13 protein-coding genes are annotated in these 12,618 nt (G+C 72.1%); 6 read left to right on the top strand and 7 right to left on the bottom strand.

Going from position 1 to position 12,618, the window contains the following annotated elements; all coding sequences use genetic code 11:
- Positions 1–181: 181 nt before the first annotated feature.
- From ACFVYA_RS47230 to ACFVYA_RS47240, 3 genes are all read right to left on the bottom strand, one after another.
- The gene (locus tag ACFVYA_RS47230) at positions 182–1,105 is read right to left on the bottom strand and encodes a PadR family transcriptional regulator (RefSeq protein WP_387054829.1); all 924 of its coding nucleotides are present in this window, start codon (positions 1,103–1,105) and stop codon (positions 182–184) included.
- 64 nt (positions 1,106–1,169) lie between these two features.
- On the bottom strand, positions 1,170–1,391 hold the full coding sequence (locus tag ACFVYA_RS47235; RefSeq protein ID WP_387054830.1) for a hypothetical protein: 222 nt from the start codon (positions 1,389–1,391) through the stop codon (positions 1,170–1,172).
- Positions 1,392–1,416: 25 nt separating this feature from the next.
- Positions 1,417–2,331 (bottom strand): LysR family transcriptional regulator, encoded by a 915-nt coding sequence (locus ACFVYA_RS47240; protein WP_387054832.1) that lies wholly within the window; start codon positions 2,329–2,331, stop codon positions 1,417–1,419.
- A 70-nt stretch (positions 2,332–2,401) separates the two neighbouring features.
- On the opposite strand from ACFVYA_RS47240, the gene ACFVYA_RS47245 reads away from it, so the two are divergent.
- Both ACFVYA_RS47245 and ACFVYA_RS47250 read left to right on the top strand, forming a co-directional pair.
- Entirely contained in the window at positions 2,402–3,370 is a 969-nt protein-coding gene (locus ACFVYA_RS47245; RefSeq protein ID WP_387054834.1) for a YeiH family protein, read from the top strand.
- Between the two features lie 113 nt (positions 3,371–3,483).
- The gene (locus tag ACFVYA_RS47250; RefSeq protein WP_387054836.1) at positions 3,484–4,968 is read left to right on the top strand and encodes an exo-alpha-sialidase; all 1,485 of its coding nucleotides are present in this window, start codon (positions 3,484–3,486) and stop codon (positions 4,966–4,968) included.
- Between the two features lie 66 nt (positions 4,969–5,034).
- Here the strand turns inward: ACFVYA_RS47250 and ACFVYA_RS47255 are convergent, their stop codons facing one another.
- On the bottom strand, positions 5,035–5,643 hold the full coding sequence (locus ACFVYA_RS47255; RefSeq protein ID WP_285991237.1) for an MmpS family transport accessory protein: 609 nt from the start codon (positions 5,641–5,643) through the stop codon (positions 5,035–5,037).
- A 167-nt stretch (positions 5,644–5,810) separates the two neighbouring features.
- Between ACFVYA_RS47255 and ACFVYA_RS47260 the strand changes: the two genes are divergently transcribed.
- Entirely contained in the window at positions 5,811–7,010 is a 1,200-nt protein-coding gene (locus ACFVYA_RS47260; protein ID WP_387054838.1) for a sensor histidine kinase, read from the top strand.
- A gap of 9 nt (positions 7,011–7,019) precedes the next feature.
- Entirely contained in the window at positions 7,020–7,679 is a 660-nt protein-coding gene (locus tag ACFVYA_RS47265; protein WP_387054840.1) for a response regulator, read from the top strand.
- A gap of 7 nt (positions 7,680–7,686) precedes the next feature.
- Here ACFVYA_RS47265 and ACFVYA_RS47270 read toward each other — a convergent pair whose 3' ends face one another.
- The 3 genes from ACFVYA_RS47270 to ACFVYA_RS47280 form a co-directional block, all read right to left on the bottom strand.
- The gene (locus ACFVYA_RS47270) at positions 7,687–8,967 is read right to left on the bottom strand and encodes an MFS transporter (protein ID WP_387054841.1); all 1,281 of its coding nucleotides are present in this window, start codon (positions 8,965–8,967) and stop codon (positions 7,687–7,689) included.
- A 79-nt stretch (positions 8,968–9,046) separates the two neighbouring features.
- Positions 9,047–9,553, bottom strand: coding sequence for a flavodoxin domain-containing protein (locus tag ACFVYA_RS47275; RefSeq protein WP_285991233.1), 507 nt, complete (start codon positions 9,551–9,553; stop codon positions 9,047–9,049).
- Positions 9,554–9,644: 91 nt separating this feature from the next.
- Positions 9,645–10,778: a nitric oxide synthase oxygenase gene (locus ACFVYA_RS47280; RefSeq protein ID WP_387054843.1), complete on the bottom strand. Its 1,134-nt coding sequence runs from the start codon at positions 10,776–10,778 to the stop codon at positions 9,645–9,647.
- A 460-nt stretch (positions 10,779–11,238) separates the two neighbouring features.
- Here ACFVYA_RS47280 and ACFVYA_RS47285 point away from each other — a divergent pair, with 460 nt between their 5' ends.
- Both ACFVYA_RS47285 and ACFVYA_RS47290 read left to right on the top strand, forming a co-directional pair.
- Positions 11,239–12,264 carry a CobW family GTP-binding protein gene (locus ACFVYA_RS47285; protein WP_387054845.1) on the top strand — a complete coding sequence of 342 codons (1,026 nt, stop codon included), beginning with the start codon at positions 11,239–11,241 and terminating at the stop codon, positions 12,262–12,264.
- A gap of 67 nt (positions 12,265–12,331) precedes the next feature.
- On the top strand, positions 12,332–12,586 hold the full coding sequence (locus tag ACFVYA_RS47290) for a hypothetical protein (protein ID WP_285991230.1): 255 nt from the start codon (positions 12,332–12,334) through the stop codon (positions 12,584–12,586).
- Positions 12,587–12,618 lie beyond the last annotated feature (32 nt).

Genomic DNA, 12,618 nt, shown 5'->3' on the forward strand with positions numbered 1-12,618 from the left:
GCCGGTGACCGGCCGTGGCCGGCCGGGGTGGGCCGGTGGCCGGTCTGGGGCGAGCCGTTTGCCCGGCCGGAGCAGCACGGTGGCCGGCCGAGGCACAGCGGGCATCAAGCACCCTGCCCCGCCGGGCCCGCGGCCCGCCGATCACCCCCGTCCGCGGCCAACGGGATCACCCGCGGCACCGTCAGGCGTCCTCGTCCTCCAGGCCTGCGTCGGCCAGTACCGCGTACACCCGGCGCCGCGCGTCCGCGAGGATCTTCTTCACCTCCGCGACCTGGGCTTCGTTCCCGCTGTACCCCACCTGGGCGGCCGCGCCGGACAGTTCGCCCAACGCGTGCCACAGCGCCGCGAACCGGTCGGCGCCCGGTTCCTCCTCCGGCTCCTCCCACAGCGCCGCGAACTCCTCCTCGCGGCCCGCCACGTGCTCGCGCCCGGCGTCGGTCAGCTCCGCCACCCGGCGACCGGCCGTCTCGACCGTGTGGACCAGACCCTCGTCCTCCAGCTGCTGCAGGATCGGGTACACCGATCCGGGGCTGGGCCGCCAGCGGTCGTGCGTGCGGCGCCGGATCTCCTGCATCAGCTGGTAGCCGTGCCTCGGCTCCTCGGCCAGCAGGGCCAGCACCGCCGGCCGCACCGGGCGGGCCGGCGGGCGGCCGCCGCCGCCGCGGAACTCGCGGACCCGCTGGAACGGCCCGGCCCCACCACCCCAGCCGCCCGGCCCACCGAACGAGCCCGGGCCGCCCGGGAAGCCGGGGAATCCGGGGAAGCCCGGCCCGCCCGGGGGCTGGGGTGGGTGCGGTGGCGGCGGCGGGAACCCGCGGGCCAGCTCCGGACCACCGTCCCAGTCCTCCTGCCCCGGCACCGCGTGCCCCGGCTCCGGGTGGCCCGGCCCCGGGTGCCCGTGCCCGAACTCACCGTGCCCGAACCCGGTGTGCCCAGGACCAGCGTGCTCACCCCCAGCGTGCTCGGCCGGCCCGGGGCGAGGGTGCCCGAACCCAGCGTGCCTCGGGTCCCCGGCATGCCGCAGGTCCCCGTGGTGCCCCAGGTGGTGCTGCCCGAAGTGCTCCCCGAACCCGGCGAAGATCCGTCCCGCGCCCATCTCCATCATGACCCTCCAAGTCGTATCGGCGACATTCACACGATATATCGCCGCTCGATCGACGGCAAGGAGGTCAGCCGAAGTAGTGCCCGGCCTCCAGGTCGGCGGGCAGCCAGCCGAGCCGCTTCTGCGTCAGGACCCTCGACGCCGACGCGTCGAGCCCGGCGAAGTGCGCGAGGTGGTTGGTCAAGAAGTTCGAACTGATCGCCGCGGGGCAGCTGGCGGCGATCGTCCGGCCGGGGTCCGGTTCACCCGGCTCCGGCGCGACGTCACGATCGTTCCGCTGGAGGCGCACCTGACCAGCCCGGAGGCGGCCGGCCTCAGGCTTTCGGCACGCTGGGACCGGACTTCACCGCCAGCGTCAGCAGTTCCGCCGCCGGGCCGGTCAGGCGGCGGCCCGCCGGCCACACCGCGCGCAACACCCGGCCCAGCTCCATGTCCGCCACCGGTACCGGCACCAGCCGGCGGCCCGCCACTTCGCGCACCACGTCGAGGTCGCTGATGACGGCCGGTCCGGCGCCGGCGATCACCGCGTTGCGCACCGCCGAAGCCGAACCCAGCTCCAGCAACGGTTGCACCGCCCCCACCCCCGCCCGGCGCAGCGCCGCCTCGACCGTCTCGCGCGTTCCCGAGCCCGGCTCCCGCACCACCAACGGTGTCGCGGCCAGCTCCTCGGCCCGCAGCGGACGGCGGCGCCGCGCCCAGGCGTGCCCGGCCGGGACCACCACGACGAGCCGGTCCGCCGCGACGCGGCGCGTGGCCAGGCCCGGCCACGGCCCCGGCGACTCGACGAACCCCAGGTCCACCCGCCCGCGGGCGACCAGGTCGGCGACCTGCTCGGAGTTCACCACCTCGAGCCCGACGTAGGTGTCCGGCCCGCTCCGCTTGACCTCACCGATCCAGGCCGGCACGAAGTGCTCGGCGAGCGTCATGCTCGCCGCGACGCGCAACTGCGCGCCACGCTGGGTGCGCAGGGCTTCCGCGCCGGTGCGCAGTCCGTCCACTTCGGCCAGCACGCGGTGGGCCCAGCCCGCGATCACCCGGCCGTCCGGGGTCAGCGCCGAGCCGCGCCGGGTCCGGTCCACCAGGGACAGTCCCAGCTGGCGTTCCAAAGTGGACAGCCGCTTGCTCGCCGACGGCTGGGCGATGCCGAGGGCGCCTGCCGCCTGGCCGATGCTGCCGAGGTCGTCGACGAGCACCAGCAGGCGCAGCGAGTCCAGATCCGGTCCGGTCATAGCTTCAGTCTATGACCTCGGCGCGAACCGCCGGCTACCGCGCACGCCCGCGGGCGACGACGCTGGCGGCATGGCACTGACGACGGCGAAGACCTCCGGTCTCGCGATCACCGGGCTCGGCGTCGCCGCGGCCTACGCCCTCAGCTCGGCCTGGCCGGTGGTGGGCGCGCTCACCGTCGCGGTGGTGCTGGGCGTCACGGTCGGGAGCACGCCCGTCCTGGCCGACGAGCAGCGCCAGGCCGTCGCCCGCCTGACGAAACGCCTGCTGCGCGCGGGCGTCGTCCTGCTCGGGCTCCAGCTCGCCGTCCCCACCGTGCTGGCGCTGGGCCCCGGCACACTGGCCGCGGTCGTGCTGACGGTCGCCGTCACCTTCCTCGGGACGCTCGGCCTGGCCCGGCTGGTCCGGGTGCCGCGCAGTCTCGCCCTGCTGGTCGCCACCGGCTTCTCGATCTGCGGCGCGTCGGCGATCGCCGCGGTGGAAGGCGTGATCGAGCGCGACGACGAAGACGTCGCCACCGCTGTCGCGCTCGTCACCTGCTACGGCAGCTTCGCCTTGGCCGTTCTGCCCCTGCTGGCTCGCGCTCTCGGCCTGGACGCGACCCGGACCGGCAGCTGGGCCGGGATCTCGGTGCACGAGGTCGCCCAGGTGGTCGCGGCGGCCGGACCGGCGGGCGCGGCCGCGGTCGGGATCGCCGTCGTGGTGAAGCTCAGCCGCGTCGTCCTGCTGGCCCCGGTGGTCGCGCTCGTCGGTGCCACCGAACGCGGCCGCCGCGAGGGGCACACTCCGCTGGTGCCCCTCTTCGTCCTGGGCTTCCTCGCGATGGTGGCGCTCCGGAGCACCGGCCTGGTCCCGGCGTTCGTGCTGGACGTCGCGAAGACGGCGTCGACGCTCCTGCTCGCGGGCGCGCTGTTCGGCCTCGGCTGCGCCGTCCGGCTCGGCGCGTTGCTGCGCGGCGGCGGACGAGCCCTGCTCCTGGGGCTCCTCGCCACGCTTTTGGTGCTGGCGACCGGGTTCGGCACCCTGGCCGCATTCACCTGAAGTTCGCCCTCCCGACACGTATAGTTCGTTATACGCGAGGTTGTACGGGTCTTGTACGGATTGCGCCGAAGCTGCTGCCGAGACGTGAAACGAATCCGTAGGGAGCTCGAACCGTGAAGATCACCCGAATCGCCCAGGGCTTGCTGGCCGGGCTCCTGGGGTGCGCCGCCCTCGCCGTCCCGGCCGCTGTCGGCGCCGCGACCGCCCAGGCCGACGTGGCCAGCTCGGTGGTGTTCGCCAGGAACACCGACGACCATGACTGTTATCGCATCCCCACCATCGTCAAGGCGAACAACGGCGACCTGCTCGCCTTCGCCGAGGGCCGCAACGGCGGCGCCAGCTGGTGCAACGACCTCGGCAAGATCGACCTCGTGATGAAGCGCTCCACCGACGGCGGCAAGTCCTGGGGAGAGCTGAAGACCGTCATCACCGCGTTCGGCGACGTGAAGGGCAACCCCGCCCCGATCGTCATCCCGGGCAGCAACCGAATCGTGCTGCTGTCGACCATGCAGTGCTTCACCAGTCCCGACTGCAACCGTGTCCCGCGCGTGTCCATCAGCGAAGACAACGGGAAGACGTGGGGCGCGCCGAAGACGCTGACCACGGAACTCGGCTTCTCGACCGCGCCGGACTGGCTGGCCACCGGGCCGTCCCACGGGATCGTGCTGACGCGTGGCGAGCACGCGGGCCGACTCGTCGCCGGGATGAGCTACTCGAACATCGGCGCTCTGATCTACAGCGACGACAAGGGCAGCACCTGGCACCTCGGCGCCGAGGGCAAGCCGACGTCGAGCGCGATGAACCCGCAGGAGATCAGTGTCACCGAGCTCAACGACGGCCGGGTCTACGCCGCCGCCCGCAACCAGGCGAACGACGGCAACAAGTGCCTGGCCGACGGAACGCGCAACCGGGCGTTCGCGATCAGCTCGGACGGCGCCGAGACCTTCAGCCAGAACTTCACCTTCGCCACCGACCTCGTCACCTCGGTCGTCGAGGGGTCGACGGGCCGCATGAGCGCCACCGACACCGGCGGCAAGTACAACCGTCTCCTGTTCGCCGCGCCGTCCCTCTGCGGCGCACGCAAGGAACTCCGGATCCACTCGTCGTTCGACGAGGGCGCCAACTGGACCGGCACCGCCGGCAGCTTGCTCGTGTGGGGCCAGGACGCGGCGTACTCCGACATGGTGCCGCTGTCCGAATCGTCGGCCGGAGTGATCTTCGAAGCAGGAACGGGGGGCGAATACCGCAACTCGATCCGCTACGCCACGATCACCGATACCGCACTCGGCGCCCCGGCCTGCGGCGGCGGTTACGGCGTGCTGGAATCGAAGCCGCTCGGCACGGCGGGCACGGTTTACCTGTCGTACAACGCCGCCAACGGCAAGAACTGCGTCAGCACGATGAAGAGCGCGTCCACCGGGACGGCCACGGCGACCTCGGCCTACCTGGAGGTCGAGGGCTCGGCACGGGTCACCGACTCCGGCTCGTTCTCCTACTTCGCCGGCCCGGTCTCGGCGGCCGCGGCGGACAAGTGCGTGAAGTGGGGCGGCTCGGCCGGCGGCCAGGCCTACGACAGCCAGTTCGTGCACTGCAGCTGAACCGAGGTGGGACCCGCCCCCTGGCCGGGTCCCACCTTCCCGTGCCGTCCGGGCCGCACGGGTCGTTCAGAAGCCGGTGCAGCCGGCGACGGCCCCGGGTCCGGCCGCGGTCGCGGTCTTCGCCTCCTTGCCGTCGACGATCACCTTGCAGGTCACGGAGCCGCCGTCGGGCCCGGCGGTCGCGGTGAACTGGGCCCCCGCGAGGAACCCGGTGGCTTCGACGGTCTTCGTCCACGGCACCGCGGCCGACGTCTCGGTGTTGACCAGGATCGTGTTCCGGTCGAAGGTGCTGTAGTCGATGTCGACGGCCTTCGCGTCCCCGCTCACCTCGTAGACGATGGTGTGGTGCTGGGTGGCCTGGTCGTTGACGTCGCTGACCGCCTTGCCGATCACCACCACCCACAGGATGCTGACGACCAGCCCGAGCAGCGACACGACGACGCCGGCGATCGAAAGGCCCTTGTTGGTGGCCTTCTTGGCCCGCACTCTGGCCACGCCCACCGCCGACAGGATCAGGCCGAGCACGGACAGGGGCCAGGCGACCACGCCGACGAGCGGGATCGGCGCGATCACCAGCCCGATCAGGCCGAGGACGAATCCGGCCGTGCCCAGGCCGTTGCGCGGCGGCGTCGCCGGCGGGGCCGGGTGCTGCTGGATCGGGGTGTAGTCGGTCATCGGGGTTCCTTTCACCACTGCTTGACGGCGAGCAGGAAACCAGCGCCGCGGGGCGTCCCGCGTCATCCGCAGGCCTCGACCCGTTACGACTAAAGTCGTCACCGGCCGCCGGGCGGACAAGCGGAAGGGCTGATGGTCCGGCGGGGGGCGCCTCGTAGGCTTTCCTCATGGGACGGTCCGTGCTTCGGGTGGTGTGCACCGTGCTCGCGGTCGCGGCGGGCGTATTGACGAGCACCGTCAACTTCGCGCTGGAAAGCTCGCTGCCGGACGACCCGGACGCGTTGCCCACGGCGCTGGGGATGCTCGGCTGGCTCGCCGGGATCGGCGCGGCGGTCATGCTGGTCTGGCGGCACCGCTGGCCGCTGCTCGTCACCGGCATCGCGGTGGTGCCGCCGCTGCTGCTGGCCGGCGACTCGATGGCGGCGCTGATCGCCCTCGCCGCGCTCACCACCCGGTACGTGGGCTGGTGGCGGTGGAGCGCGGCGACGCTGGTGTTCGCGGCGACCGGGCTCGCGGTCTGGCGTGACGCGAGCCGGGTCGCGGAGTCGTCGCTGGCCGAGGCCTGGATGTCGACCGGCACGACCGCCGCCAAGCTCACCGGGGTGGTGCTGACGGCGGTGGTGTACACCGCGGTGCCCCTCACCCTGGGGATCGTCCGGCACAGCCTCGCCGAGACGCGCCGCCGGATCGCCGAGCAGGAGGCGCTGCGCGAGCAGATGGCCCGCAAGGAGGAGCAGGCGCGGATCGCCCGCGAGATGCACGACGTCCTCGGGCACCGGCTGTCCCTGCTTTCGTTGCAGGCGGGCGCGTTGGAGGTCACCGCCGCCACGACGCCGGACGCCGTCGCGGCGGCCAAGACCGTGCGGACCACCGCCCGGCAGTCGCTCGACGACCTGCGTCAGGTGATCGGCGTGCTGCGCGGCCCCGGCTTCGCCGACCGGGCACCCGGCGGACCGGCGGAGGCGCCCCCGCCGACGCTGGCCGACATCCCCGACCTGGTCGCCGGCGCCCGGCAAGCGGGCCTGACCGTCAACGTGACGATCCTGCTCGACCAGGTGTCAGCGGCTCCGGTCCCGCTCGCCACCGCGGCGTACCGGATCCTCCAGGAGGCCCTGACCAACGTGCTGCGGCACGCACCGGGGGTGCCGGCGGAGGTGCTGGTGCGCGGCGGCCCGGGCGCCGGGTTGTCCCTGGAGGTCGTCAACCCGCTGCCGCCGCACCCGCTGCCGTCACCCGGGTCGGGCACCGGGCTCACCGGCGTCAACGAGCGGATTTCCCTGCTGGGCGGCACCCTCACGGCGGGCCCGGTCGACGAGCGGACGTTCGCACTGCGGGCCTGGCTGCCGTGGGTGGTACCGGCGCCCTAGCATGAGCGGGTGAGCGTGCGCGTACTGCTCGTCGACGACGACCCGCTGGTCCGCACCGGACTGTCCATGATCCTGGGCAGCGCGCCCGATCTGACGGTGGTGGCCGAGGCGGGCGACGGCGACGAAGCGGTCCAGCAGGTCGCCCGGCACGCGCCGGACGTGGTGATCATGGACATCCGCATGCGCCGCATGAACGGCCTGGTCGCCACGGCGGCCGTGCTGGCCCGGCCCCGCCCGCCGAAGGTGCTGATCCTGACGACGTTCGACCTGGACGAGTACGTGTTCGAGGCATTGGCGGCCGGAGCGAGCGGCTTCCTGCTGAAGGAGGGCTCGCCCCAGGAGATCATCGAGGGCGTCCGGGTGGTGGCGAACGGCGACGCGATGTTGTCCCCACGGACGACGAAGCAGCTGATCGGCCAGTTCGTGGCGGCGCGGGCGAACCCGCGGCGGACCCGGGCCCAGGCGAAGCTGGAGCTGCTGAGCGACCGGGAGCGCCAGATCGTGACGGCGGTGGCGCAGGGCAAGCCGAACGCGGAGATCGCCGGGGAGCTGTTTCTCAGCGAGGCCACGGTGAAGACGCACATCACGCGGACGTTCGCGAAGCTGGATGTTTCGAACCGGGTGCAGTTGACGATCTTCGCCTATGAAGCGGCGCTCGTGACGCCGTGAGTTCCCGTCACTTCGAACCCGCCGGCGCGGTCGCCACCGCGGACTCGCCGAACTTGATGCCCTTCGCCTCCTTCCCGATCGCCGTCAGCACCGCCACCGCGATCAAGCCCGGCACCACCGTCCACACCAGAGCCGACGGGTACCCGTGGGACTCCGCGATCGCCTGCTGGATCGGCAGGTTCAACGCCGCCAGCAGGTTTCCCAGCTGGTAGGTCACTCCCGGGTAGAACCCGCGGATCGCGTCCGGGGACATCTCCGTCAGGTGCGCCGGGATCACTCCCCACGCTCCCTGGACCATGATCTGCATCAGGAACGACCCCAGCGCCAGCATCCCCGCGCCGTGGTCGACCGCGAAGATCGGGATCACCGGCAGCCCCAGCACCGCCGCCGCCACGATGGTGCGGCGGCGACCCAGCTTCTCCGACAGCGTCCCGAACGTCAGGCCGCCGATGATGGCTCCGATGTTGTACAGCACCGCTATCCACGTGCTCGTCGCCGCGCTCAGGCCGGCGCCGCCGTTGTCGTGGGCCTTCAAGAAGCTCGGGTAGACGTCCTGGGTTCCGTGGCTCATCCAGTTGAACGCCGTCATCAGCAGGATCAGGTAGCCGAAGCGGCGGATCACCTTCGGGTTCAGCAGGATGTCCTTCACCGACGTCCGGGTCACCTTCAGCTTCTCGCGCGCGGTCTCCCACACCTCCGACTCGCGGACGCGCGCGCGGATCAGCAGGCTGATCAGCGCCGGGAAGATGCTCAGCACGAAGATCCAGCGCCACGGCAGCTCCAGCGCCGAATGGAACAGCAGGTACGCCAGCGCCGCCAGCAGGTAGCCGATCGAATAGCCGACCTGCAGCAGACCCGAAAAGAACCCGCGGCGCGCCACCGGGATCTTCTCCATCGCCAGCGCCGCGCCGAGGCCCCACTCGCCGCCCATGCCGATGCCGTAGACGAACCGCAGCACCAGCAGCACCGTGTAGTTCGGGGCGAACGCGCACAGCAGGCCGGCCACCGAGTACAGCACGACGTCGGCCATCAGCGGGATCCGGCGGCCCACCCGGTCGGCCCACAGGCCGAACAGGAGCGCGCCGACCGGGCGCATCACCAAGGTCGCCGTCGTGATGAACGCCAGCTGCGTGGCCGTCGCTCCGAACGAGGCGTCCTTCGCGATGTCCGCCAGGACGAAGACGACGAGGAAGTAGTCGAACGAGTCCATGCTCCAGCCGAGCAGCGCCGCGAGGAACGCGTTGCGCTGGTCCGAGGTAAGCGCTTTCTTGGCCGGTCGATCCGTCACGTTCGCCCCATTCCGTCGGTTTCCCACCGGAAGACCTCAGGACGGGTGTAGCACCCACCACGCCGGGTGGGCAAGGGGATCAGTGCGCGACGCGGATGCGGACCCGGCGGCCGACGTCCCGGGCCCACGCCTTGATCCGGTCCCAGTCGCGGAAGTCGCCGGCACGCCGGCCGGACGCCAGCAGCTTGGGGATCAGGCCGTGCACGGTCGCCGGGTCCAGCCGGCCGCCGAAGGTGGCCGTGCGCTCCGCGTCGATGCGCGCGGCCAGCAGCGCCACGTTCGCCGGCAGGCTGACCTGGTGCGTGGCCGCGCCGGGGCCGCACGGTCCGCTGTGGAACAACCACACCGGACGCTCGGCGAGCGCCCGCGCGTTGCGTTCCAGCAGCCGCACGGCCTCCGGCCGCCACCGGTGGTAGTACAGGGCACTGCCGACGACGACCGCGGCGTAGTGCTCGACGCCGGCCACGTCGGCGGCGTCGCGCACGTCGACGGTCAAGCCCGCTTCACCGAGCTCGGCGGCGATGACCTCGGCGATCTGCCGGGTTCCGCCGTGACGCCCGGCGTAGGCGACGAGGACTGCGGTCATGCGCCCCATTGTCGGCCCTCGCGGACCGGACTGCCCCGCGGGCGACACACGATCCGCCGAACGGGCGCTCGCACGCTACTCTCCGCAGCCCTCACCGCGGCGGCAGGAACGCCGGTCGCTCCGTCGGGTCCGGTTCGTCGTAGTAGCGGTGGAAAACCGCGGTTTGCCCACCGGACAACGGCGGCACGATCCAGCTCCACTCCGCGGGACACCGGCGCCCGGCCCGCTCTTCGCGTTCCAGGTGGGACAGGAACCGGTGCGATTCGGTGTGGTGGTCGGCCATCGTGACGCCGGCGGCGTCGAAGGAATGCTGCACCGCCAGGGTCAGCTCCACCAGCGCCCGGTCGCGCCACAGCGTGCGCTCGGACGCGGTGTCCAGGCCCATCAGCTCGGCGACGACCGGCAGCAGGTCGTAGCGCTGCTCGTCGGCCAGGTTCCGGGCGCCGACCTCGGTGCCGAGGTACCAGCCGTTGAACGGCGCGGCCGGGTAGGTGACGCCACCGATCTCCAGCGGCATGTTGCTGATCGCGGGCACGGCGTGCCAGCGCAGCCCCAGCCCGGCGAACCAGCGGTGGTCGGGGTGGGTCAGCGGGACCTCCAGGACGGCGTCCGGCGGCAGGGTGAACAGCCGCGGCTCGCCGGGCGCGGCCTCGATCAGCAGGGGCAGGACGTCGAAGGAGCCTCTTCGCTCCGGTGGCCGCCAGCCGAGTCTTCGCACCTGCTCGGTGAATTCGGCGTAGCGCGGGTCGCCGAGGACCGAGCCGTCTTCGAAGCGGTATCCGGCGTAGCGGATGAGCTGCTCGTTGTGGATGCGCGGGCCCGGCGCGTCCGGCGTGTCCGGCGCGAAGACGGTGATCGTCGGCCGGATCCGGCCGCCCCGGGTGGCCTGGCGGAGGTGGGCGACGCACTCGCCGGCGATCGCGGCGGGGTCGGTGGCCCTGCGCCGGTCCCGGATGCGCAGGCTGCGCCAGTACAGCCGGCCGATGCAGCGCGCCGAGTTGCGCCACGCGACACGCGCGCCGTACGCCAGCTCGGCCGGGGTGTGCCGGTAGGTGCCGGTTTCCTGGATTTCCGCGCGAACCGCGGCCAGCCGGGTCTCGAACCGCTCACCCTCGTCCGCGGCACCTTCGGCGAACATCCGGTCCAGGAATTCCTCCGCTTCCGCGGAATTGACACTCTGCTCCTGCGAGACGCGCTGTGGGTAAAGCGGTAGTGAGGGCGTCACCCGCTCGGGCGTAACGGTCACCTCGGTTCCCCACTCTCCGAAATCGCGATCTGCAGCCCGACGAAAAAGTTCACCGTTCCTCCGAGAGTCGCCGACGACACTGCCGGCCGGAAGTCCCCACCGCCCTGGGAACCCGGTCAGGCGGGGGAGGATACCCCACGTTCCGCGAGGCGGGCTCCGCCACTCGGGAACAACGTCGCGCGATCACGGAAATACCAGCGCACACCGGTCCGTTCCGGAAAAAATAACTGCTACCAAGCGTTATTCGGACATAGCACAGCGCGTTTTCCGTCAATCGATCACTCCGGGCGGCAAAATTCACGTGATCCTTTCCCGCGCAGCCGCCTGCGTCTTTTCGTGGGCATTCGCCGAACGGCCTTCTCCGGTGGCGGTCACCCGTGTATGAGCGGCCCGGGCCCCGGCGTTAGAGTCGCGGTGTTCGGCAGAGGGAGGATGTTTCGTGACGACCAGGCGCATCCCCGTGGTCCTCGTCGCCGGGTTCCTCGGCGCGGGCAAGACGACGCTGCTCAACCACCTGCTCGCCAACCGCGAAGGCGCCCGGGTCGGTGTCGTGGTCAACGACTTCGGCCGGGTCAACGTCGACGCGCTCGCGGTCGCGGGCCAGGTCGACACGATGGTCTCCCTCGGCAACGGCTGCCTGTGCTGCGCGGTCGACGCGAGCGGCTTGGACGCGATGCTCGCGAAGCTGTCGAGCGCGGAAGCGGGCATCGACGTCATCGTCGTCGAAGCCAGCGGCATCGCCGAACCCCGCGACCTCATCCGGTTGATGATCGCCAGCGAGAACCCGGACATCCGCTACGGCGGGCTGGCCGAGGTCGTCGACGCCGCCGAGTTCGAGGCGGCCCGCGAGCGCCACCCCGAACTGGCCGACCACCTGCGGCTGGCCGACCTCGTGGTGCTGAACAAGGCCGACCGGGTGCCCGCCGAGGCGCTCGCGAAGCTCACCGCGACCGTCGAAGAGCTGGCGCCGGGCCGCCCGCTGCTCGTCACCGAGCACGGCCGGGTCGACCCGCGGCTGTTCTTCGACCCGGAACCCCGCGGCGAGCGGGCCGGCCAGCTGTCGTTCGACGACCTGCGCGAGGACGAGCACGACCACGCGCAGCACTTGCACGCCGAGTACCAGACGGTCACGTTCACCGCCGAAACGCCGCTCGCTCCGCGCGCCTTCGTCGAGTTCCTGGAGCGGCGGCCGGCCGGGCTCTACCGGATGAAGGGCCAGGCCGATTTCGGCCCCATCGGCCCGAAATCGCGCTTCCACCTGCACACCGTCGGCGGGTTCGTCCAGCTGGAACGGTCCGCCTGGCCGCCGGGCGAGCCGCGGCGGACCGAGCTGGTGCTGATCGGCGCCGGCGTCGACACCGGCGCCGTGCTCGCCGACCTGGACCGCTGCCTGGCCGAGGATCCGGACACCGTGGACGAGCGCGGCCTGCTGCACGTCCTGCGCTACCTGCCCGACGAGGCCTGACCCACCGCCACGCCGAAGATCGGCAAATGCCCTCGGATCCCGGTCGCCCCGACGGACACTGACGGCCATGACGACCACCGCGGTGAGCGCACCACGCTGGTACCTGGTCGGCGTGCTGCCCGAAGACGTCCCCCTGGCCCACCTGATGACCCGCTCCGGCGACCTCCGCTACCGGCGCTCGGCCTGCGGGGAGCGGGAGTCCCGCAGCTGGAAGCCCGTGGACCTGACCACTTCCGAGCTCGCGCCGTGCCCGGCGTGCGTCGCGACGCTGTCCGGCGTCGGCGAGGACCGGAGCCAGCTCACCCTCGACTTGGGGGTCTAGGCGGTCAACGCCCGCGCGAGCCGCTTCGCGGT

This window comes from Amycolatopsis sp. NPDC058278, from assembly GCF_042881395.1.
Lineage (GTDB): Bacteria > Actinomycetota > Actinomycetes > Mycobacteriales > Pseudonocardiaceae > Amycolatopsis.